Source organism: Chitinophagales bacterium (genome assembly GCA_019638515.1).
In the GTDB taxonomy this organism is placed as follows: domain Bacteria; phylum Bacteroidota; class Bacteroidia; order Chitinophagales; family LD1; genus UBA7692.
This window is the reverse complement of sequence record JAHBTS010000001.1, coordinates 619,038-644,888: the sequence shown is the minus strand read 5'-3', so window position 1 is coordinate 644,888 and position 25,851 is coordinate 619,038. Positions and strand designations below refer to the sequence as shown.

Here is a 25,851-nt window from a genome sequence, read left to right as displayed (position 1 = left end):
GCGCTATCGCGCTACTACAAACCGAATAGTTTTTATGCCACTTTGCTGTTTGATATGTAAGAAATAAACAGCATCACTTAAATGCTCTAATGAAAACTGTTTTGAACCAGATAGCATTTCAGTAGGAATTACTATTCTTCCTTGCATATCTGTTGCATATACTTCATGCAGTTCACTATTTGAAAACATTAGTGTAAAATTCCCATTGTTAGGATTAGGATACAAAGCCACCTGCGCTCCTCCTTCAAAATCAAACACACTCAACCCAATAATATTTACTGCTGCACTGGTATCGCTACAACCACTTGCATTAGTAACTACAACACTGTAATCTCCATTTTGCAAGGCTGTATAACTTTGGCTTGTAGCGCCAGTTATGGCAACATTATTCAGCAACCACTGGTAGCTTGCAAATGCCTGCGTAGTTAATATAGTTCCGTTTTGAACAACAACAGGTTGCGGTAAAGTATCAATGGTAAGTTGAACTATAAAGATGCTATCGCAACCGGATACAGCCTGTAAAGTATCGTAATACAAACCCGATGTATCCCAAACAAACTGCCCACTTGGCGACACATAACTACCACAAGCCGTAGCAGTTAAGTTTGTAACCGAAGTGTGATTCAATGTAAGATGAATGGTTAAGAAAGTATCGCATCCAATAGCGCTGTAAAGCGTATCGAAATAAGTGCCGGAAGTAAACCAACTATACTTGCGGCTTGGCGAAACAACACTATCGCAAGCTGCCTGCTGTATGTTTTGTGTAAAGTTTACAGCCGTACAACTATTTTGGTAAGCACCTCTATCGGGCATAGAGCCACGCGCTGCTCCGGTAATAGCCAATGCTGGCGCGCCCGATGCTGTTCCGGTTTTAATGGCAGGACTTCCGCTCTTTAATGCAAAGCCATCATCAAAAGTCATCCACTGCTGGTCGAATCCTTTTGGATGAATAGAATCTACTAAAAGAGGTATTTGGTACAAGTTGTTTCCGCTGTCTATCAACAATGCAGGCAATCCGCCTTGGAATAAACTGAACGAAGAGCGAGCCATAGCATTTTCGTTCGTTACCTGCTTGGTGTTTGCCACACCGGAGCCAGCGGTATTTCCCCAAACAATACAATTCTTAAATGTTGTATTGTTGGTTCCGCCTGTTCCTAAGTTATACACGGCACCACCTTTTGCACCTGCGCTATTGCCTGCAAAAGTACTGTTAGTAAACATGGCTGTTGCATTACTGCCACCGGAAACGCTCGTATAAACTGCACCGCCATCTAACAAAGCATTGTTTTCTGCAAACACACAGTTTACAAAAGAAGGACGCGCTGCTCCTTGGGTAGAAGCACTGTTTATTACCGCACCGCCAATGCGTGCGCTATTATTACTAAATACGCAATTCGATATTGTAGGGCTACTGTTGTTACCGGCACCAGATGCAACATTATACAATCCTCCACCTTGGTTGAATGGCGCTATGGTGCTATCTGCTTTTCCATCTACAATAATTACACCATCAATACTGCAAGCAGCACCCACATTTTTAAAAGACAACACATGAAAACTATTGTCAGTATTCACAGAGCCATCATTAATATTTCCACTTAAAATAGTATTGAATACGCCTAAATCTCTCGCCACAGAATCATTTCCCGAAAAGCCTCCAAGCAAATGAATATTGTTTCGCAACATACGGAAGCTGAGTTTTCTGTCTTCTCCCTCTTTGTAACCCGTTGGATAATAAGTTCCACCCGCTACTAAAATTGAATCAATAGAAGAGCAATAATTAGCAATATCCAATGCTTCATTCAGCGTTTTAAAAGCTGTTGCCCACGAAGCTCCATCACCACTTCCGGGCACATTAGCATTCACATACAATACACTTTTATTGTACTGTGCCATGCTATCGCAAAAAGTAAGTTCAGCACTTTCGTAAGCACCCATATCTACCGTGCCGTTTTGCAAGCGATTGAGTCCACTCACATCGGTAGTAATAGCTGTTGCCAGCGCATTACTTCCATTATTTACAAATGCAGAATAGTAAGTAGCTGTTAAACCATCATCGGCTGTAAACCAACGTCCATCAAAGCCTTCGGGCGCATGCTCGTTGTTAAACTTAGGGTTTATGCCCAAAATATTTCCCTGCCCCGTTTGCTCACTTTCTGCCATAGTGTAAGCAACCGTAGCTGTAGATGATTGGTTGAATAATTCCGCTGAAGTATTGTTCCACAAAACGCTATTGCTTATAGAAAAATTAGAGTTTGCCACATTGGCAATAAGTGCTCCATTGGCTGCTGTATTGTTGTAGCAAGTAATTTGGCGCATATCAATTACAGCACTGCTATCGTAAATTGCAGCGCCCGAAGAAGACGATTGATTACCTACAAAAACTGTATTGTAAAACTTACAAGAAGATTTCACATTCGCTACAGCACCACCATTAGCAGCTTGGTTATCTTGAAACACCAAATGATTAAAAACAGCAGCAGAAGCCGTATTCCGCAAACCTCCACCATTCCGTGAAGTATTACCATTTTTAATCACAAATCCATCTAACAAAGTACTGTTATCTGTGCTATCATTCTTCACTACCGCAGCATTGTTTCCTTTTAAAACACTATTGTAGCCATCGCTCAAACTGCGCTGCGCCAATAAACTTTCAACTGCCTTAAAACCGCCAAACACCTTCACCTTATTTTTTAAATTGAATGAAGTACCTGAAGAATCAGGCGTGTAAATACCTTGTGCCACCCACACACTATCTCCGGGTTTTGCAGCATTTACACCATCTTGAAACTTAGGGAAAGCTTTTGCCCACGATGTTCCATCGGGTTCTATACTATCTTGTGCAGCACTTACATACCAATGAGTAACCACCGCCTCGCTTTCGTAAGCGCCCGGATCTACTTTGCCGTGCTGAATTCTCGTGCTGCCAATAATATCCTTGGAATATTTTACTACCGTATTATCTCCTGAGTTAATAAGCTGCGAAGTAGGTTTCAATTTTAAACCATCATCTGCCGTAAACCACAAACCATCGGGTCCTAGAGGGTTAGCCGCATTAGAAAACTGTGGATTGATTGACTCTGCATTTCCCGTTATCGTATTAAAATCGGAACACAAGAAACTACTATCGCCATAGGTTGCATTATTCCTCCAGAAAATATTATTTGCTAAGAGCGAAGCCGCATTTGGATTGGCTTGAACAGATACGCCACCTCCATTAGCATTAGATGAGTTACTGAAGAATGTATTGTTGCTTACATTAAACAAACCGGTGGCAACATACAAAGCACCGCCTTGTCCTTTTGCACTATTAAAAGCAAACAAGTTGTTAGAAATATCGGTAAAAGATGTTGTGGATAAAAACGTAGAACTTACCGCTCCTCCAACGCTATTTACAGAGGTATCGCGCACAAAAACATTTCCCACTAAGCGAAGCGTATCGGTTGCCATATCGGCACTTACCGCACTGCCTCCTTGGTAAGAAGTATTCATATCGTACACCGAATGCTCAGAAATAAATTTGCCACTGTTTATATATACCGCACCACCTGAACCGGCTGCGTAGTTGTAAACAAATCGGCAATTGTTTACATGCACCAACGAGTTAATGCTGTATAGTGCGCTGCCCTGTGTGCGCCTAAATAATTTTCCATTGAATGTGTAGCTACCAACAACCGATGCATATCCGTTGGTAAATGTAATGCCATCAATTAGGGTTGTATCGCTTACGCCTGCTGCTACGCGCATAATGTGGTTGCTGTTATCGGTTCGTGCAGGTGTATTGATTGCACCACTTAGCACTACTGTGTTGGCAGCAACATCGCGAGTACCACCACCATTAGGATAGCCACCATATATTTTTACAGGACGGCTTATTTCAAACGCTATACTTTGGTCTGCAGTAGAATTTACATCGCCCGATGTGTAATAAGTACCCTTGGCGATTAAGATAGAATCTACCGATGAACATAGATTTGCCATTTTTAAAGCATCATTCAAATAGCGGAAAGCAGTTGCCCAAGTTAATCCATTGCCATTGAGTGTATCTACTTCTGCATCTACATATAGTTTTGTAGCATTCAAGCAACCAAAACTTTCGTATGCGCCTGCATCTACTTGCAGTTGCTTTATGCGCTCTTCACCTGTAATATCGCTTTTTACTTCTGCGGGAATAAGGGTATTGTTTCCATAGTTTATGGCGCTGCTGCCCGACTGTAATGCAAAACCATCATCGGCAGTCATAATTAAACCATCGGCACCTACGGGATTAGTAATATCAACTAAATCGTTGTTGTTTGTACCCATGTAGTTATTGCTTCCAATAACCGTTCCGCCTACATTCAATACACTTCCATTGGCTGTAGTATTATTGAGCAACAAGTTGTTGTTTAATTCCAGCACTGCCGAGCCTACTACAGGAGGTACCACGTAGGCTTCACCAAATCCTGGAGCATTAAATGCATACCCTACGTTGTTTACACCTGTGCAATTATAGAGCCTTGCTTTTACATCTATGTTGTTGCTGCCTCCTTTTTGAATATATATTGCACCTCCGCGCAGAGCCGTGTTATTGTAAAAAATACATTGTATAAAATCCATTGTACAATTAGCCAAGTTAGAGCTTATCATTACACCGCCACCATTGCTTGATGCCGAATTATCTCTAATAACACACCCATTGATTACGGGATGCGATTCCGCCACAAAACTATTGAGTTCATATATACCGCCACCACCTTTGTATGTATAATTACTTGGATGGTCGGCATTGCCTCCTTCTATAATTAAACCATCTAAACGCGGGCTTGCAGAATTAAATGTAACCACATGGTAAGCGTTATCGGATTTATCATTCTTTGTGCCTAGATCGCCACTAAGTATAGTTGGGTGTGCGGGAATATTGCGCTGTGATAATTGTGTTTCATTCCCGGCAAAACCGCCATACACCGCATTAGAACCTTTTACATAAAAAGTATTGAATCTTCCATTGCTGTTGCCATTCAGATCGCGGCTAGGATAGTATGTTCCTTCTTTCACCCACACGTCTTTTAAAAAACCGCTACTAAAAAATGCATCGTCTAAACCATCTTGCAAACTATTGTATGCAGTTGCCCAACTTTGCCCATTGCCACCATTAGGCGCATCCCAAGCCACGTAAACCAGAGGGCTGCACTCGTAAGCACCCATATCTATAGTATCTTGCACAACACGTATTCCTTGGTTTATATCAATGGGTTCTGTGTTGTATGCTTTTTCACCTCGGTTTCTGCAAGGGCTGCTTGGGTTTAGCGATAAGTTAATTAAATTGAACTGCGGATTGGTATCAATATTGTTTCCCAAATTATTGCCAAAAGAAGTATTCCAGTTAGCACTTCCACCACTTCCGTGAATGTTGCTGAATGCCGTATTCAACACTCCTGTATTAGTAACTTCATTCAACACATTATTGCTGCTATCGGCATAAAAAATACTATTGCGAATAGTAGCCGCTCCCTGATTAAACAGTGCTCCACCGGAAGTGGTAGCTTTGTTTCGTGTAAATGTGCAGTTAGTTAAATTCAACTTAGAAAAAGAAGTAGAAGCATAAACAGCACCACCTATATCTCCCGTGTTTTGAGTAAATACACAGTTCGTAAAATTCTGATTGGCATTTGAACTGGTGCTTTCCACATAAACAGCGCCACCTTTTGAACTTGCTGTGTTTTTGCTAAACATACAGTTTACAAAATCAATGCTATTGGCATTGTTGGTGTTTTGATGTTGAGCATACACAGCACTACCCGATGTGCCCATATTATTTTTAAAAGTGCAATTTCTAAAAGTGTTAGTATAAGCAGCAGTTCCTATAGAAGGTTGCTGAAAAAACACAGCTCCACCACCGGAACCCAAACCGGCACTGGCATTTCCATCGCTCAGTACAAAACCATCTAATAATGTATTGTTGCTGTTTATTGTAACAATATGGTAGCTATTATCGTTGGTAGATGCAATGTTTCCAATTTCGCCCGAAAGCACAGTAGCAAACGTAGCAGGCTTACGGTTATTAAACACATCGCCTCCCGAAGGAAAGCCACCATACAATTTGTAGTTTTCGGGAATTACAAAGGAAGCATTGCGATTACCTGTCGTAACGTTGTTTCCTCTATCGGGATAGTAAGTTCCTTGAGCTATATAAATTGCTCTATCGGCTTCGCACCCTGGTTTGAGTGCATCTTGTAAATTCTTAAACGCATTAGACCAAGAACTCCCATCGTTGTTTCCCGTAGCCGAAGCATCTACATAAAGTACAGGATAAGATTGCGCTATTATATTAAAGGTAACAGTTCCTACACTACTGCTATTCCCATCGCTATCTGTGTAATAAAATGAAACCGTTTGCGAAGTTCCTGCATGTGCACACGTAAATGTAGTAGGTGTAAAATGAATAACTACACCGCCATTGCAACCATCATAGCCTTCGGGCAAATCTGCGGCTGTTACAGTATAAGGCTCCTTGGTAACATCAATAGTAAATGGATCTTTATAGTTGGGTAAAAACGGATTGGGTGGAATAATTGGTATTGCTATCGGATGTGAGGTATCTTTAACAACAACCATGATTGTTTTAATGGTTTGGTTGCCTGCAAAATCGGCAACCGTTACCGTTACAGGTTGCGTGGTACCTACATCGCTGCATGTAAATTTTGCTTTACTGAATGTAATGGTATTCACAGAATCGTTATCAGAGCAATCATCAACGATTGTAGCGCGGCTAAGTTGAGCAGATGAATACAATACACCAAAAGTACTCTGCGGTATATAAATAGTAACAGTATCAATAGACACAACCGGAGGTGTGGTATCTGCAATAGTACGATACATAAAATAACCGCTCTTAGGAGTAGCTGTAGAGCCTCCGTTAACAATAGATGTATTTACTAAATAATCAGACAAAGCACTCAAACCCCCGTTACCTCCTGAGTTTCCGGCACCGCTGTAATGTGCCGTAGCTGTTATCTGCTGTAAGCTTCCCGTTCCGCCACCTCCGCTAGTTAAACCGGAAGTGTAGGAAAGTGCATAAGTATAAAAGTCTGTATTAGGCACACCTGCTCCGCCACCGCTAAAACCCGCTCCACCACGTCCACCATCGTTGGTAATGCTAAAGTTTGATGTTGGAGAAAAATAACCGCCAGCAGGCGATCCATTTGTTTCAGGAAAAGTAAAAGTAGAAACACCGCCACTTTGACCAAAAGTAACCGACTGCAATATTTTGTTAGATACACCCAATGCAACGGATTTAGTAAAATTAAATACATTGTGCACATAAGAGCCTGCCTTCCGCATCTTATCAAAGTTATCACAGCAAACAGGGTCGTTTAAGACAGCTGCGTCTGTTCTCATTCTGCTACCTCCGGCACCTACTGTCATTAGCTCTGCTCCCGACCCATCAGTCAACTTTTCATAATGAAAATCATAGCTATAATCAACTAAAGTAGTGTTAGATCTTTCTAAACCCATAGCTGCCTTACCGTTGGAAACATTAGCATTTGTGGCAAACCCACCGCCACCGCCTGCTGCCGCAGCTATTTTATTCCCACCCCAAAATAGCGAGCGCCATGTTTTATGCAGCGAAGCACTGTTGGCATTAGGAGATAGCCATGCCATACCGGTAGAGCCTCCGCCACCGGCACTGCAATACAAATACTTATCATAAGTACGGCTCTCACCTTTTTTGCCAAAGGTTACTAAAAACGGGCGCTTCCACATATTCAAACCCGACAAATCCACTTGATAATACAACTGTGCCCCTTTTCCGCCCTCTGCAAAATTATTGATAGCACCACTCTTAAAACGGGCGGTTCCTCCATCGGCTCCAAACAATTTAAATTCCACACCTACAACACCCATGCCTCTTCCGGGCATCTTGAATAATTGTGTTTCTATCAAATCAATATTATTGGGCTGTTGCGGATTTACGGTTACCCAATTACCATTGGTATTACTTAGTTTTACTCCACTTACATCATAAAATGCAGGTAGCGATAAACCCTGAGCATGAGCGCATTGCAACAATGCAAAGCAAGCAACCCACATGCAATAACTACGTAGTGTATAAACCTTATGAAACATATTGTGCATTTGTATTTTTTTGTGCAGCAAATCTGTAGCAACGCTCACTTTTTAGCATTACTACTAATTTACTACCGTATTGCAAGCCATAGTATTTAAAGATATGTTTGCTTTAATTCAATACCATGGCAGTTAAATTCTCGTCTTTCTATAAAGCACTCGAAACTTTTTGGAGCAGCAATAATTCCGATTCGGAAAAGCAGTATCAATCATTTCAAAATTTTAAAAAAGCAACTGCAAAAACACCTATTGGGAAAAGCGAAAAAACACTACTCGAGATTACTGCTGTATTGCTGCTCCGCCAAGCTAATCGTGTGCAAGAAGCCAACAATTTAGAGGCAAAACACAAAAAGGCTTTTAACCGCATTACACAACCACTATTTAAACACAGATGGAAACGCCTTCAACTTATTGAATCCTTTAAAACCGGCAACCAAACTGCAAATATAGAAGACGTACAAAGGCTCATTGATGAAGCACAAAAAAACAACTGGATAGAAGAACTACTGCGTGCACTTTTCTTAAAACACATGGTAGAAAAACTAACAGGGCAATTTACACTTGCATTAGAAACAGCACAACAAGTTAAACTACTCGCTACTGAACACGAACACCAGTTCTATTTACAACAAAGTGCTTGGGCAGTACCGCACATCTACTATTATTTCGGTGAAAAAAAATTAGCCTTTGAAGAATGTTTGCGCATTAAACATTTATTCACCACAGATTTTTCGCAACAGCAAAACAAAGGATTTTATGTACTGTTGGCAGATTGCTATGCCTTCTTTAAACACTATCGCGAAGCGCTCTCTATTTACGAACAATTACAGGCTTTTTTAGAACAAACAACAGAGCCGGATAATGTAAGCTACATTACTATCCTCATCAATACATCGCATGTTTTACAACAGCAAAAAAATATAGCAAAAGCCGAAAGCCAACTAAAAACGGCAGCCAAAATTGCAGCACAAATAAACTTGCCAATGTATCAACTTACAGCACTCATTGGCTTGGCAGATATTTACCTTCAAACAAAGCAATATCAAGCCATGCAGAAAGCATTGGCTGTGGCTTCTCCATTGGCAACAAAAGCCAATGTGGCTATGTATAAAATTAAACTATTGGAACTAAAAAGCGCCCACGCAAAGGCTACAGGAAAATACAAAGAGGCATTAGCACTTGCAGAAAAACACCACCACGAATTTGAAGTATGGAAACAATTAGAAACAGACGAAAAATTAAAAAACCTTGAAACCAAACAGCAATTAGAGTTACAACAACTAAAAGAACAAACCATGAAAAAAGAACTGGAACTTTTAGCTCAAAATCTGCAAGCAAGCCATGCACACATAGAGCAGAAAGATAAACTCATAAAACAGTTTGCGGCATATTTTAATGAGTTGGAACAAACCAACATTCGCAGACGTGAAATATTTGTAAAACTGCGCGAAATGGTACGCACCACCGAACAAGCACAACAAGTAGAACGCACCAATTACTCCTCTAAGTTTAATGATACCCACCAGGCCGCCATGTATAAACTAATAGAGAAATTCCCTACCATCACCAATGCAGAAGCCGGCACAGCCGTTATGCTTACCAAAGGCCTAAGCAATAAAGACATTTCATCTCTCACACTCACTTCTGTTCGCAACATTGAAAAACACCGTTTAAATCTTCGCAAAAAAATGAAACTGAAAAGAAGCGATGATTTAATACAATCTATTCTAAAAACCATTTAAGCATTATCTTGTTCACTGCAATCCTACACATCATATTTTTTTTGACAGAAACACCTCCATAAAATATATAAATTCACCATACTAAATGGAGTGTGTATGCTTTTAATTTTACAAAAAATAATTACCAAAAATACAATGCTCATGGCAGCAGTTGTATTGCTTTACTTTACTCCACAAGCCCAGCAGCAGTATTGCAATAGCGGCACACGCTTTTCTGAAATACCTATATTTACCGATTCCGATATTGCTTTCGATAGTGCAGTAGTTTATGGTAAGGCATACAACTTTCAAGGCGATAGCCAAACATTGATACTGCATGTTTTTTCGCCTAAAACAAGCGTAGATACCTTTCAAAAAAGACCTTTAATAGTATTGGTACACGGTGGAGGATTTAGCGGAGGAAGTTTAAAAGGTTTAAATACCGATTGTATTGAATTTGCCAAACGCGGCTTTGTTGCAGCAACCATCGAGTATCGCTTGGGCTGGAATCGCGGCACTACTACCTGTAATGGCGATCCCGTATCGCAACGCCAGGCACTTTACAGAGGCTTGCAAGATGAACATGCAGCCATTCGATTTCTTGCCGCCAATGCCGCTACCTACCACATTGATACTGCATGGATTTTTGCAGGTGGCAACAGTGCGGGAGCTTTTGCCTCAGCCAATATGGCTTTCTTAAAACAACAAGATATTGACTCTATGTATCCCGATTTAAAACAAACATTGGGCAACATCAATTCTTCAGGAAATAACTTAACCAATTCATTCACTTTAAAAGGTCTTTTCCACAACTGGGGAAGTGTGGTAAACATAGAAGGCATCACAGCCGCCAATGCAATTCCATTAGTGGGCTTTGCGGGTGATTTAGATAATATTTCTCCCATAGATTCCGGCTACTGGGCAGGCTGCACCAACTTTATAAAAATGTGGGGTTCCAGAGCTATTTACAACAAACTTACTGCACTTGGCGTATGCGCAGAGCTTACTGTAAAACAAGGTGGCGGGCATGGGGTTTGGAAAGACACTCCCGAACAAAATCTATTTAGAATACAACGTGCAACTTGTTTCTTTAAAAGCCTGTTTTGCGGTAATTGCTCCTCAAATTACTACACCGATAGCATTGCAGCAAACTGTTCTTTAACGTCTTCGATTGCTAAGCAAAATACGGTTCGTACAAACAAGGTATATCCCAATCCATTTACCGACAAAATAGAGTATCGCACCGAAAAAGAGAACCATTGTGAGTTTGCATTATATAGCACCATTGGTGAAATTATATGGCAAGGCACACACATTGAACAGCAAGATTTTTCGGCTCTTACACCCGGTTCTTACTTTTTACAAATAAGTAATGAAACAGAAAAAGAAACCATAAAACTAATAAAGTAAATAGCTTGCTTACTCCTACATTATCTTCCTAAAAATTGTATTGAAACAATACGCTATGAAAGTATGGCAACTGCCTTTTGGAGTGCTGCAACAAACACATCTATTTCCTCGGTAGTATTGTAGAAAGCAAACGATGCACGGCACGTTCCTTCAATACCCAAACGCTGCATGAGCGGCTGGCAGCAATGATGCCCCGTTCGAATAGCAATACCTTGTTTATCCAACAAAGTTCCAATATCGTATGGGTGAATATCGTTTACCAAAAATGAAATAACAGAACACTTTTCTTTGGCGGTACCCACTATGCGCAAGCCATCTATTTGTGTTAATGCACGAGTACCGTATTGCAGCAATTCTTCCTCTTGCGCAGCAATAAAATCCATACCCATTTGCTGCATAAAACGAATAGCTTCGCCTAAAACAATACCACCTTCTATATGCGGTGTTCCCGCCTCAAACTTATATGGAAGTTTATTATAGGTAGTTTTCTCAAAACTCACACTGTCTATCATTTCACCGCCTCCCATATATGGCGGCATAGCTTCTAAAATTGCCTTCTTACCATACAAAACACCAATACCGGTTGGTGCAAATGTTTTATGGCCGCTAAAGGCAAGAAAATCGGCATCTAGTGCCTTTACATCTACCCTTTTATGCGGCAACGCCTGTGCGCCATCCACAAAAACAACAGCGCCCACTTCGTGCGCCTTTGCTATAATATGCTGCACCGGATTAACGGTTCCAAGCGCATTTGAAACATAGCCAACAGCCACTATCTTAGTTCTTGCAGAAAGCAACTTCTCGTATGCCTCTACATCTAACTCTCCCGAATCGAAAATGGGAATAACCCTTAGCTGAGCACCTTTTTCGTTGCACAACATTTGCCACGGCACAATATTGCTATGATGCTCCATGGTACTAACAATAACTTCATCTCCGGCTTGTACATTAACTCTACCATAAGTTTGCGCCACTAAATTCACAGCTTCGGTAGTGCCTCTCACAAAGTTTATTTCTTCAACAACTGCATTCAAATGCTGCGCAATGGCAGCACGCGAATTTTCGTATGCCTCGGTAGCAAAATTTGCCATGTAATGTGCGCCACGGTGAATGTTACTATTGTACGCTGCATAGTATTGCTGAATGGCATTCAACACAACTAAAGGCTTTTGCGATGTTGCAGCATTATCGAAATAAATAAGTGGTTTGCCATTTACCTGCCGGTGCAACAATGGAAATTGCGCACGTATATCTGATATTGAATTCACGCTCGCTTGCATTATGGTTTTACCAATTCAGTTTCAACTCTTCTTTTAACTTATCGCAAAGAAATTGGCGCAATGGTTTGGTATTTATATGCTCTACTACCTCATGCACAAAAGCATAGGTAAGCAACTGCTTAGCAAGCTCTTTGGGAATGCCGCGTGCTTGCAAATAAAACATTGCACTTTCATCTAACTGCCCAATAGCGGCCCCGTGAGAACACTTTACATCATCGGCAAAAATTTCTAACTGCGGTTTGCTGTTTATACTTGCTTCACTCGAAAGTAACAATGCTTTACTCGATTGAAAAGCATTCGTTTTTTGAGCATCGGGTTTCACAAATATTTTGCCGTTAAAAACTCCGGTTGATTCATCGTTTAATACTCCTTTATACAGTTGATTACTGGTACAATTGGGAGCAATGTGATCTACCAAAATATGGCTGTCTATATGTGCAGTTTCTTTTCCAAAATATAAACCGCTTAAATCGGCATGAGCGTTTTCTCCCAACAATCTAGCAGAAATATTGTTTCGAATTACATCTGCTTCAAATGTTATGGTAGACGCATTAAAAGTGGCATCGCGCTCTATTTGTGCTTCGAGGGTATGAATGCCTTTTACGAGTTTTGTTTCCAACTGTAATTTTACTACGCCAAGTTGTGCATTTTTACCCACAAACATTTCCGAAACATGGTTGTACTGCACTGTAATATTGCTGGCATTGCGAAAATCTTCAGCTATTTGCAGCGATGATCCATCTTCTAACACCACCAAATTTCTTGTTTGTATAAATGCATTTGCATCGGTAGCCGTAAAGAAGTAATGTAGGTAAATAGGCTCTTCTATCACCACGTTTCTATGCACATGAATAAATGCGCCATCGGTTACAAACGCAGTATTTAATGCCGCAAAATGTTCTTCGTTGAAATGAACAGCCTTACCGAAATATTTCTCTGCAACAGTATTTGAAGTGCTGAATGCTTCTTTCAAATTCATTACTTGCAAACCTTCAATTTCCGGTACAATACTTAGTTCCTGCTGAAAAACTCCATTTAGAAAAACTAACCTGAAGGCATAAGGCGGCAAACTGGAGATATAGCTTTTTACCGCTGTATTCACGGCAGATTCTAAAGGCGTAAGAATAAACTCTTTACTGAGTTTTGTTTTTATGTTGGTGTATTTCCATTCTTCGTGCCTCGAAGTTGGGATACCCAATTTTTCAAAAGCGGCAAACGCATCGGTTCTTATTTTTTCCGATTGGCTTTGCTGTATGCTTTTAAATTGTTGCTCTATTGTTTCCATAACCACTGCTAAACATTCATTAAACAAATTCGCCTACTTCTTCTTTAATCCAATCGTAGCCTTTTTCTTCCAATTTTAATGCGAGTTCTTTATTGCCGCTCTTTACAATTTTGCCACCATACATTACGTGTACAAAATCGGGAATTATGTAATTAAGCAAGCGTTGGTAGTGTGTAATAACCAAAAACGCATTATCGCTGCTGCGCAGCTTATTTACACCGTTGGCTACAATGCGCAACGCATCTATATCTAAACCGGAATCTGTTTCGTCTAAAACTGCGAGTTTAGGCTCCAGCATTGCCATTTGGAAAATTTCATTGCGCTTTTTCTCTCCTCCGCTAAATCCTTCATTTAATGAACGAGAAGTAAACTCTTTGCTTAGCTCTACTATGGCGCGTTTTTCGCTCATTAATTTCAAAAAATCTTTGGCATCCATTGGCTCTAAGCCGAGGTGTTTGCGCTTGGCATTTACGGCTGCTTTCATAAAATTGGTGGTGCTTATTCCCGGAATTTCTACCGGATATTGAAATGCCAAAAACACTCCTTCGCGAGCACGCTCATCGGGACTCATTTCCAATAGGTTTTTGCCGAGGTAATAAATTTCGCCCGAAGTAACTTCGTATTCTTCTTTGCCTGCCAAAACCGATGCCAACGTAGATTTCCCTGTTCCGTTTGGTCCCATAATGGCATGTATTTCACCCTTATTTATTTGCAGGTTAAAATCCTTCAGAATTTCTTTTTGCCCTATGCGAACATTCAAATTTTTTATTTCTAACAACATAGCTATATAGTTTTATTTACTACCGCAGTAGCATTTGTAAATTAATGTTTATCCTACGCTTCCTTCTAAACTGATGCTTAATAATTTTTGAGCCTCTACTGCAAACTCCATTGGTAATTGCTTAAACACTTCCTTGCAATAACCGTTTACTATCATGTTTACGGCCTCTTCATCGCTTAGCCCGCGCTGGTTGCAATAAAAGAGTAAGTCTTCTCCAATTTTAGAGGTGGTGGCTTCGTGCTCTACTTTGCTTGAATTATTCTTTACTTCAAGATATGGAAATGTGTGCGCTCCACATTTATCGCCAATCAATAAACTATCGCACTGGCTGAAGTTGTAAGCATTATCTGCCGTGCCTTGTACTTGTACTAAACCGCGATAAGAGTTTTGCGATTTTCCTGCACTAATACCTTTGCTTACAATACGGCTGCGTGTATTTTTCCCGATGTGAATCATTTTGGTACCTGTATCGGCTTGTTGAAAATTATTGGTAACTGCTACCGAATAAAATTCTCCAATGGAGTTATCGCCTTTTAAAATACAACTCGGATATTTCCATGTAATGGCGCTACCGGTTTCCATTTGAGTCCAACTTATCTTAGAATTAACGCCTTTGCATAATCCGCGCTTTGTAACAAAATTATACACGCCTCCTTTGCCTTCTTTATCGCCCGGATACCAGTTTTGAACCGTTGAATATTTTATTTCGGCATTGTCCATAGCCACTAATTCAACCACTGCTGCATGCAATTGGTTTTCATCGCGCGTGGGCGCTGTGCAACCTTCTAAATAACTTACATAACTGCTATCTTCGGCAATAATGAGCGTGCGTTCAAATTGCCCTGTATTTTCTGCATTTATTCTAAAATAAGTAGAAAGTTCCATTGGGCAGCGAACGCCTTTGGGGATATACACAAAACTACCATCGCTAAAAACAGCACTGTTTAATGCTGCATAAAAGTTATCGCGTACGGGCACTACAGTCCCTAAGTATTGTTTTATTAAATCTGCATGCTCGCGAATGGCTTCAGACATGGAACAAAAAATGATTCCCTTCTCTTTGAGTGCTTCGCGGAAAGTGGTAACCACACTCTCGCTATCCATTACATAATCTACGGCAACACCTGCCAATATTTTTTGCTCCTGAATGGGAATACCCAACTTATCGTAAGTGGCGCGAATTTCCGGATCTATATCATCTAAACTCTTAATTTCTTTCTTCTTTTTAGGAGCAGCATAGTAGATAATACTTTGAAAATCCACTTCCGGAAAATGTACATTCTGCCATTGCGGCTGCTTCATTTTTTGCCAAGCCTTAAATGCCTGTAAGCGCCATTCGAGCATCCATTCCGGCTCATTTTTTTTGGCAGAAATAAACCGAACAATATCTTCGTTTAAACCCTTTGGTGCAAACTCTTGCTCTATGTTTGTGGTAAACCCATATTTATAGTCGGAATCTATATGCTCTTGTAAAACGTCATCTTGCTGATTGCTCATAACCTTGCTTTATGATTTTCAGAAATAATGCAAATGTAATGCTAAACGACTGCAATTTAGACGAAATCTAAACAAAATAATTTCTACCCCTTACTTTTACCAACTGTTAAGAATAAAATGAAAGCATGTTTTCTACATATTTTACTTTATTCGCCACGCTAAAAGGAATAAACATGCCATATCTATTTACATCAGAATCGGTGTCGGAAGGGCACCCAGACAAAGTTGCAGACCAAATATCCGATGCGCTTATTGATAACTTTTTGGCCTACGATCCAAGTTCAAAAGTAGCTTGCGAAACATTAGTAACTACCGGGCAAGTAGTATTGGCAGGCGAAGTAAAATCTAGTGCATATTTAGATGTGCAAGAAATTGCACGTCAGGTAATACGCGAAATTGGATACACCAAGGCAGAATACATGTTTGAAGCAAACTCCTGCGGTGTATTTTCTGCCATCCACGAGCAATCGCCCGATATTAACCAAGGCGTAGAAAGAAAAAAACCTGAAGAGCAAGGCGCAGGCGATCAAGGAATGATGTTTGGCTATGCCAGCCGCGAAACCGATAACTTTATGCCGCTGCCGTTAGAGCTATCGCATTTACTACTAAAAGAATTGGCTGCATTAAGAAGAGAAAATAAGCAAATAAAATATCTCCGCCCCGATGCCAAAAGCCAAGTAACTATTAAGTACGATGACAACAACCGACCGTTAGAAATAGACACCATCGTTATTTCTACCCAGCATGACGATTTTGGAACCGATGCCGTAATGCTCAAAAAAATTAAGGAAGATGTAATCAATATCCTTGTTCCGCGCATTAAGAAAAAATTGCCTAAACGTATTCAGGCACTCTTTACCGATAAAATTAAATACCATGTAAACCCAACGGGCAAATTCGTAATTGGTGGCCCGCATGGCGATACAGGTTTAACCGGAAGAAAAATTATTGTAGATACCTACGGAGGAAAAGGTGCACACGGTGGTGGCGCTTTCAGCGGAAAAGATCCATCTAAAGTAGATCGCTCTGCGGCCTATGCTACCCGCCACATTGCCAAACACTTGGTAGCAGCCGGAGTATGCGATGAAGCACTGGTGCAAGTTGCTTACGCCATTGGTGTTGCTAAACCTGTTGGCTTGTTTGTAAACACCTATGGCACCGCCAAAGTAAACCTTACCGATGGGCAAATTGCCGACAAAATTTTACAATTACCTGAGTTTGATTTAAGACCTTACTTTATTGAAAAACGCTTTAATCTGCGCACACCTATTTATCGCGAAACCGCAGCTTACGGACACGTTGGTCGCGAAACAAAAGAAGTCGTAAAAGTGTTTAACAAAGGCAAGAAAAACGAGACAAAAGTAAAAGTGAAACTATTCCCTTGGGAAGAACTAAACGCCTTAGCTGTTGTGAAAAAAGCTTTTGGTTTAAAATAAATAGTTTCCCAATTTTCTTACATAAAAAAAGAGGCTGTCCTTTTGAGACAGCCTCTTTTTTTTATGCCGAATGTATTAAAGGCATTACTTAGCTTTCACCAATCTGGCACTGCTTACACCCGCACTTGTGCGAATTTTCAACACATAATTTCCCGCAGCAACATCTGCAATATTGAATCTTACAAACTTAGTATCCATTGGCCTAAAGGAGCTTTCCCAAATAATCTCTCCGATAGAATTGCAAAGAGCGGCAGTTCCGCCTCCGGAAAAATCTGCACCGCTTACATTCACAATATCTTCAACCGGATTAGGATAAACCACCAATTTACTCTCCTCAGCCTCGTTTATAGCGGAAGGCAGCTGCCTGGTTCCGGTAGAGAATAGCGTTGGATAAAACGCATCGGTGAGTTTTCCCTGTGCGCTACCCGAGCTGGTAATTTTATCGTTGCCTACATTCACATAAGCAATAACATAAGCATCATTATTATCCTTTCCGGTAAAGGCTACCATGCCATCGGTTTTAGAATACGATGGCGTGCCATAAGTAAGATTCTGAGGATAAATTACACCCACATTCCCTGTTTCCATATTGCAACCAAGCACACTTAATTCTTGTGCATTCACATCTTCGAAATCAAATGCAATAATGTAAGGCGAATTCTTAGAGAATGTAGCATTACCAATGTTAATCCCCGACTCTAATGAATTAAACACCTTAAAAATAGTACCTGCACCCCAACTGTTATTTGCTTTACTCCAAGTATTTATGATGCCCATATCCCAATAATCAATATAGCCACCACCTGAATTACTCAATTTATTGTAAGCATCGTACAGCACATATTCGCCTGTGTAATCCCACTCAATGGCATCGGAATATAAAACGCCACCTACTGCTGCACCGCCCGTGGTTGGGTTATACAATCTAAATTTAGCCCACTGCTGTTTACCAAAATCATATACATAAATAGAAGTATCCTGAAACTTAGATACCGCAGCAACACGTTGCCCGTCTTTAGATACAGCAGCGTTAGACCACGATGCATCGTTGGTAAGTTGTGTTTGAGTATAAGGGCTTGATAACAGCACCGAGTAAATATTATTATCGGTACCTACAAATACTGCAACAGAACCATTATCGGTAACCGATGCTTTCTTATTTAATGGAACTTGCGAAAGTGGTTGAAAGGTTGAGAAATTTACATCAGACAAATAGAACGTATTTGGATCGCCTTGAGAGTTGGAACCATACACAATAAACTCAGTTCCTGGATTGGTGGGTAAATTAGTTGGGGTACCGCTTCCGCTTCCGTCAAAAATACCCACAGTATCAAACGCCTGCTTAGCTGTATTTACTTCGGTAGAATTAGCACCATGTATATCGGTAGCAGCTTTTACTACTGCTAATCTTAAATCGATAAATTTCGATGTTTTAGTAAGGTATTGAGAAAGTGCTTTGTAATAAATTTGCTCTGCTTTTTCTTTTCCTATTGCATTGGCAATAATGTAAAAAGCCCTGTTTACAATACCGCTATTGATGTGTACACCACCATTATCTTGTGTACCTGTGTATTTTTCATTCATGTGGTTGGGCTGCCATCCTCTATCATTTAAGCTGCTTCCTCCATTGTGTGGGTCTGCCATGTTGCGCAATGCTCCTCCGGCAAAAACACCCGGTTTTACCACATCTTCACCCATCATCCAATCATCTCTATCAACCATACACCCAAATATATCGCTGAACGATTCGTTTAATGCACCCGATTCATCTTTATATTCTAATCCGGCAGTTTCTTGTGTAACACCATGTGCCAACTCATGCCCACCAACATCTAAACCGCGAGGCAAAGGCAAAAACGAATTTCTTCCATTGCCATAAAACATGTACTGGCCGGACCAGTACGCATTATCTAAACCACCACCATCGTCATCTGCCACATTTATGAAAGAAACAATATCGCCTCCTTTATTATCGAAAGATTTACGGTTAAATGTACTCTTAAAATAATCATAAGTAGCATTGGCTATACTGTGTGCAGAAACACCTGTGGCATTCCAGCCGGTGTTGTTATTGGTAGTTATATCTTTATACGAAGTGCTTTGCTGCGTGCCGTTCTGGAAATCTAATGTAACTATGGTTCCTTTTCCTGCACCCGGTTTAGAGTTTTGTGAACCGGTGTACATGTCTTTCGATGCATTGATAAGATAGTAGATATTATCTTGAAATACATGGATAGTTTTAGATTGACCCATTAAATCTGTTGCCGTAGCCGTAGTAGCTCCCGCACCGCAATTGTGATTGTATTTATCAATTACGGCTCCGGTAAGTGCGTTAACAAAATACTCCCAACGCTTTAAGATATTGGGCTGGGTTGTAATATGCCATGCTAAAGTAAACTCATTCAGTCTTTCGCTCGAAGGCAGCAACACCAATGTACTTTTGTACGAAGCCAACGAAACGTATGCCGCGAAATCGTGTACTTTCTTTTCATTTACATAATAATCTGTAAGTGCTGCTGCTTGTGCTCCATCCATCAATACCATTGGCTTTAAGGCTGTATTGGCAGGTGTGGGGCGTGTTCTTCCATTCCAATATACAGAGCCGTCTGTATCAAAATGCAACCAACACTGTGCACCATATACTTCAATATCATTTAGCTTTTGCTGCAACTTTAAATGTGCGCGTTGCTGCTTGTCGTTTTCAAAATAAATTGGCTCAAACTCTGCCGAAGCATCCTTTACACCTAATGCTACAGACATTTGTGCCAATAGTCGCTGAGCTTCTGCTTTTACCTTAGTTTCACTGCTTAAATCTGTAATAGAAAGTTCATGTTTTATACCTTCTATTTCCATAGGCATCCCGGTATTGGGTTCGCGGTTAATTCGCCACTTTTCTTGTAAATTTTGTTTTTGCAAATTTAGCGATGGCATTGGTTTAAATGGCGTAGAATTAAGCATACTCGGCTGCTTAACTGGCTGTGCCGTAGGGTCTATAAATGTATAGTTGAATGTAGGTTCAAACTTACCTTGTTCCTTTTTCTTTTTTTCGGTAAAAGAATTTTCAGAACTCATTGCCATTACAGAAAGCAACAGCAATAAAACAGTTGGTGTGTAAATTTTCTTCATACCATTTATTTTTTGATGAGTAATAAAAGTTGTTGGTGAAAATTATTTATATCGGAATTTACGGTTGTATTTCCATCGCTCCAAAGCAGTTTAATAGTCTTATTGGGTAAAGTTACCTGAAGCTCTTTGTACATATTACCCGGCTCATTTACATCTGCTGCCGGAAACGACAGTAATGCTGCACTTTTAAAGAGTGCGGCTGCTGCCTTTTTACTTACTTTCGATAAAGCTGTATAGTTACTGCTCAAGCCGTCTTGGCTAAAAAGTTGTCCGTTTTCTAACAGCACATACATGTTTGAAACTCCGGTAAAACCACCGCCTTTACCAAACTTAATTGAATTACCTTTCCATTCTGCGGGCGATGCCACCTCTTTTTGAGATGCACATGAAGTAATGATTGCGAATAACAACAGCGTTATCCAACAAACGAACGGCCTTTGAGTATCCATAGCCAGAGAGATTTATCCAAATATAACTTTTATTGGATAAACAAAAAATTTATCAAGGCTACTTTAATGCTTGCTCTATATCGGCCAATAAGTCTTCTACATCTTCTACACCCACACTAAATCGAAGCAAGTTATCCGTTACACCTACTTTCTCTCTTTCGGCTTTGGGCACCGAAGCGTGTGTCATGGTAACCGGATGGTTTACTAAGCTTTCTACTCCTCCCAAAGATTCGGCTAATGAAAATACTTGGAACGAAGAGGCAACTTTAAAAGTTTCATCTAACGAAGCATCCTTTAGCGTAATCGAAATCATACCGCCAAAATCGCGCATTTGCTTTTTTGCAATTGCATGATTTGGATGGTCTTCTAAACCAGGGTAATACACCTTTTCTATTCGTGGATGTTGTCGTAGATAGGCTGCTATCTTCTTCCCATTCTCGCAATGGCGCTGCATACGCAGATGCAAGGTTTTTATACCGCGCAATACTAAAAACGAATCCATTGGCCCCGGCACAGCACCGCACGAATTATGAATAAATGCCAATCGCTGATGCAAGTCATCGCTATTGGTAATAAGCGCGCCCATTATTACATCGCTATGGCCACCAAGATACTTGGTAACGGAGTGCATTACAATATCAGCGCCCAAATCGAGTGGATTTTGTAAGTAAGGAGAAGCAAAAGTGTTATCAGCAACAAAAATAAAACCGTGTTGTTTTGCAATAGCGGCACAACCTTCAATATCTATAATTCGCATGGTAGGGTTGGTAGGTGTTTCCACCCAAAGCAATTTTGTATTAGCATTTACAAAAGATAAAATATTTTCCGGCTTACTTAAATCTACATAGTGAAATTTTATTCCGAAATGCGCATACACCATTTCAAACATGCGGTAAGTGCCACCATATAAATCATTACCTGTGATTACTTCGTCTCCGGGGCGTAGCAATTTTACTACTGCATCTGTAGCTCCCATACCGCTGCTAAAACATAAACAGTGTTTACCATTTTCTAATGCTGCAATATTTTTTTCCAAAGCCATGCGGGTAGGGTTTTTCCCCCTGGCATAAGCATAGCCTTTGTGCTTACCCGGGCTTTCTTGCACAAAAGTAGATGTTTGGAAAATAGGTGTCATAATAGCCCCTGTGCTTGGGTCTGGCTCTAAGCCGGCATGTATTGCCTTGGTACCAAATTTCATTGCTCTTACTATTTTATAAAAGCAAGAATAAACCATTGAGGTGGTTATGAAAAATGAAACTATAAACAGCTAAAAACTAAATGGAAAGGATACCGAAGTGCTTACCGGAATTGCAAAATAAAAAACACCGGCACAAGAGAAACCCTCCTAAAACTCTTGCCCGGTGCTGTTGGTGTATCTTTAAGTAAGATGCTTTCTTTTACTGTATTTGCCTGCAAATTGTTTCACACTTAACAAAAAAATTATACCAATAATGGTAATACTGCCATTACCAACCAACTTACAACAACTAAGGCAACAATTAGCCTTAAATAGTTTTCAGAAATAGTGGTTGGGGAATTCATACTCTTTCATACGCAAATAAAATCCAGAATGTTACCTTAGCACCATGCGTTACGATGTAATTAACAATGAACTCTTTCAACTCAATAGAAAGAACCTTTCAAAACAATTAAAGAAAAACAGTATTGCATTTATTGGCAGCAACGTGCCCATGCCCGACAGTGCCGATGCATACTATAAATGGAGGCAAAACCCCGATCTATTTTACCTTACGGGAATTGACCAAGAAGAATCTTTTGTATTGCTTTTTCCTGATGCTCCGGTAGAAGAATTGCGTGAGATATTATTTATCCGCCCAACCAATGAACTGCTTGAAACTTGGGAAGGAAAAAAACTTACTAAAGAGCAAGCCCGCACTATTTCAGGCATTAAAGAAGTGCGCTGGAGCAGCGATGTATTTCCAACATTATTTTCGCTCATGCACTTGGCAGATCATGTATATCTTAATACCAATGAGCACGATCGCGCCTCATGGAAAGTAGAAACATACGAAGCTGTATTGGTACAAAAAATTCGCCACGCGTTTCCGCTACACCGCTATGAACGCTTAGCTCCCATTATGGCAGAATTGCGCACCAAAAAATCCACCTTAGAAGTTGGCTTGCTAAACCGCGCCATAGATATTACACATAAGGGCTTCTTGCGTACACTTCAGTTTGTAAAGCCTGGCGTATGGGAATACGAAATTGAAGCCGAACTTACGCACGAGTACCTCTCCAACCGCGCTACACGACACGCTTACGAGCCAATTGTGGCAACGGGAGAGAATGCCTGCTTTTTACACTACAATGCCAATAACACTCAATGCAAAAGCGGAGAATTATTGCTAATGGATTGTGCCGCAGAATATGCAAACTACTGCTCAGATTTAACACGTACTATTCCTGTAAACGGCAAATTTTCTAAACGGCAAAAGGAAGTTTACAACGCTGTTTTGAGCGTACATAAACAGGCAGTACAACTAATGAAACCCGGCATTCAACTATTTGAATTCAACAAACAAATAGGTGAAATCATGGAAGGTGAACTTATTAAACTAAAACTCCTGAAGCCAACCGATGTAAAAAAACAAGACAAGAAAAATCCTCTGTACAAAAAGTACTTCCCACACGGTACAGCACATTTCTTAGGATTAAATACACACGATGTTGGAAGTCGCTATCATAAAATTCCGGCAGGTGCGGTACTTACCTGTGAGCCGGGTATTTACATCAGAGAAGAAAAAATTGGAATTAGAATTGAAAACAACATTTTAGTTACCAAAGACAAGCCTATCGACCTTATGGCTAACATCCCTATAGAAGCAGACGAGATTGAAGCTATTATGAACAAAAAATAATGCTATTAAAACCTTGTTGCCTCCAACAAAAAGAGGCTGTTCAAATGAACAGCCTCTCTTATTTTAACTATCGCTATTGCTTAGTGTTCTAAGAATATTTCTACTCTTCTATTAGTTTGACGATTAGCCGCAGTAGTATTTGGAACTTTTGGTTTATCGGGCCCAAAAGCCTCCGTTTTTATACGGAAATCATCTATACCTTTAGAGATAAAGTATTGTTTAACTGCTGTAACTCTATCTTGCGACAGCTTTACATTTTTATCGCGAGCACCAACATTATCGGTATGGCCACTCAGCCTAATAATAGCATCTGGATGCTTTCTTAACTTAGCAACTAAGTAATCTAAATACTGATACGAAGAAGGTTTTACGGTTGAAGCACCTGTTTCAAACTCAAGGTTATCGTAATCATCAAACACTTCAATTTTCTTACCATCTACTTCTTCAATATGCGATTTTGCACCAAAGAAAAGTGTATCTATTTTTATTACTTCAACCTGCTTTACTTTTACAATAGTATCAGCCGGTTTGTTTTTAGCGGCTTCCAACTCTAGCAATAATTGTGCATTTACTTTGTTGATAGAATCAACTTTGGCATCAGCCTCCGCTTGAATTTCATCCTTTGATTTTCTTGAAGAAGCCTTTTTCTTAGTTTCCTTTTTAGAGGATTTATCTTCATCATAAGCAGCTTTAGCAGATGGAATTTCTCCTTTTTCTTCTTTGTCTTTACCGCCCAAATTAAAGTGTAATCCCAAACTGTGGGTTCCCATATAAGGATCGGTAGATCTAAAAGAGTAATCAAGTCCTAATCTTGGCCCTGTTCCATCTTTTTTAAATGGAGCTTCTACCGTCATACCGGCAGAAAAACCGGTGTAAGCACTTTGGCGTGTTGAAGCCTTACCAATACCCGCTTCGCCACGGTAACCTCCGCGCAACATAAAGATATCTCTGTAAGAAAACTCTATACCACCACCATAGTAATCGTTACCAAAGGCATTAGAAGTAAAGTTAGCAGCAAAAGTTACACGATAATTTTGAGTTTCTTCTCCGGGAGCCAATACTACTTTATCGCCCAACAACAAATCATAGGCCGCACCAATGTTTAATTGAACCGGCAAGTCGAACTTTTGAGATTTTCTATCGAATGCCAATTGGTAGTTTCCACTTTCTGCATTTCCTTGAAAAGAAAAACCATCACCACGGAATGTCATTGGAGTGCCTACGTTTCTAAGTGCAACACCAAAGTGGATATTTTTCTTTTTTCCTGTAACATACTGCAAACCCGCATCTACCGAAAAGCCAAAAGCATTGATATTGTCTATTCCTTCATTGATTAAACGAACAGTTACACCACCATAGATGCTGCGTGAAAAAACACGTGCATACGTTAAACCTATATTGATAAAACGCGGTGTGTAGGTTCCAATACCGCCTTGTGGATTTTCTACTGTTGTGCGAATAATTTGCCCAAAGTTAAGTGCCTGTACGTGTAATGAAAATACATTGCGCTTTACTTGCTGTGCAATACCCGCTTGGATTACTCCCAAACCGGAACCTTGCATCCACAAAGAATATGCAATTTGAATATCTGTTTTACGAACAAACGCTAAACCTGCCGGGTTTATTCGTTCGGCCTCTATACCGCGAACTCTGGCACTGTTCATTCCCCACATACCAGTTGAACGCGCCCAGCCATTCATTACTAATTCGTTGGCACCACTTTCTCCGCGTCTATCGGGGTTACCAGCAAAAGCACTTGTTGCCGCGCCAACCACCAACACTAAGTATAAAATTTTCTTCATTGCCTTTCTTTTTGCTTTGTCTTTTTTATCTCCAAACATCGGCAACTAATTCGTAACCGATGCTGCTTAAGTTATG

The 25,851-nt window shown here is 40.3% G+C and carries 13 protein-coding genes; 4 read left to right on the top strand and 9 right to left on the bottom strand.

The genetic code is table 11. From position 1 onward, the window contains the following. Positions 1-3: 3 nt before the first annotated feature. Complete coding sequence (locus tag KF872_02685; protein ID MBX2902437.1) at positions 4-8,109, bottom strand: T9SS type A sorting domain-containing protein; 8,106 nt, start codon at positions 8,107-8,109, stop codon at positions 4-6. 125 nt (positions 8,110-8,234) lie between these two features. Here KF872_02685 and KF872_02680 point away from each other — a divergent pair, with 125 nt between their 5' ends. Beyond that, the gene (locus KF872_02680) at positions 8,235-9,851 is read left to right on the top strand and encodes a tetratricopeptide repeat protein (GenBank protein ID MBX2902436.1); all 1,617 of its coding nucleotides are present in this window, start codon (positions 8,235-8,237) and stop codon (positions 9,849-9,851) included. 141 nt (positions 9,852-9,992) lie between these two features. Then, positions 9,993-11,240, top strand: coding sequence for a carboxylesterase family protein (locus KF872_02675; protein MBX2902435.1), 1,248 nt, complete (start codon positions 9,993-9,995; stop codon positions 11,238-11,240). A gap of 53 nt (positions 11,241-11,293) precedes the next feature. On the opposite strand, the gene KF872_02670 is transcribed toward KF872_02675, so the two are convergent. From KF872_02670 to sufB, 4 genes are read right to left on the bottom strand one after another with little or no spacing between them, the layout of a single operon-like run. Next, positions 11,294-12,520, bottom strand: a complete 1,227-nt coding sequence (locus KF872_02670; protein MBX2902434.1) for a cysteine desulfurase — start codon at positions 12,518-12,520, stop codon at positions 11,294-11,296. 7 nt (positions 12,521-12,527) lie between these two features. Next, the gene (gene sufD / locus KF872_02665) at positions 12,528-13,805 is read right to left on the bottom strand and encodes a Fe-S cluster assembly protein SufD (GenBank protein ID MBX2902433.1); all 1,278 of its coding nucleotides are present in this window, start codon (positions 13,803-13,805) and stop codon (positions 12,528-12,530) included. Between the two features lie 19 nt (positions 13,806-13,824). Then, positions 13,825-14,586, bottom strand: coding sequence for a Fe-S cluster assembly ATPase SufC (sufC, locus tag KF872_02660; protein ID MBX2902432.1), 762 nt, complete (start codon positions 14,584-14,586; stop codon positions 13,825-13,827). 48 nt (positions 14,587-14,634) lie between these two features. Then, positions 14,635-16,083, bottom strand: coding sequence for a Fe-S cluster assembly protein SufB (gene sufB / locus KF872_02655; GenBank protein ID MBX2902431.1), 1,449 nt, complete (start codon positions 16,081-16,083; stop codon positions 14,635-14,637). Between the two features lie 173 nt (positions 16,084-16,256). Here sufB and metK point away from each other — a divergent pair, with 173 nt between their 5' ends. Further along, positions 16,257-17,519, top strand: a complete 1,263-nt coding sequence (gene metK, locus KF872_02650) for a methionine adenosyltransferase (protein ID MBX2902430.1) — start codon at positions 16,257-16,259, stop codon at positions 17,517-17,519. Between the two features lie 84 nt (positions 17,520-17,603). Here the strand turns inward: metK and KF872_02645 are convergent, their stop codons facing one another. The 3 genes from KF872_02645 to KF872_02635 are packed head-to-tail and all read right to left on the bottom strand — an operon-like array spanning position 17,604 to position 22,292. Continuing rightward, positions 17,604-20,645 (bottom strand): M4 family metallopeptidase, encoded by a 3,042-nt coding sequence (locus tag KF872_02645; protein ID MBX2902429.1) that lies wholly within the window; start codon positions 20,643-20,645, stop codon positions 17,604-17,606. Positions 20,646-20,650: 5 nt separating this feature from the next. After that, positions 20,651-21,094, bottom strand: coding sequence for a hypothetical protein (locus tag KF872_02640; GenBank protein ID MBX2902428.1), 444 nt, complete (start codon positions 21,092-21,094; stop codon positions 20,651-20,653). Between the two features lie 58 nt (positions 21,095-21,152). Then, a complete protein-coding gene (locus tag KF872_02635; protein ID MBX2902427.1) occupies positions 21,153-22,292 on the bottom strand; it encodes a cystathionine gamma-synthase in 1,140 nt (379 codons plus the stop codon). A gap of 388 nt (positions 22,293-22,680) precedes the next feature. On the opposite strand from KF872_02635, the gene KF872_02630 reads away from it, so the two are divergent. Beyond that, a complete protein-coding gene (locus tag KF872_02630; GenBank protein ID MBX2902426.1) occupies positions 22,681-23,973 on the top strand; it encodes an aminopeptidase P N-terminal domain-containing protein in 1,293 nt (430 codons plus the stop codon). 80 nt (positions 23,974-24,053) lie between these two features. Here the strand turns inward: KF872_02630 and KF872_02625 are convergent, their stop codons facing one another. Next, entirely contained in the window at positions 24,054-25,775 is a 1,722-nt protein-coding gene (locus tag KF872_02625; GenBank protein MBX2902425.1) for an OmpA family protein, read from the bottom strand. Positions 25,776-25,851 lie beyond the last annotated feature (76 nt).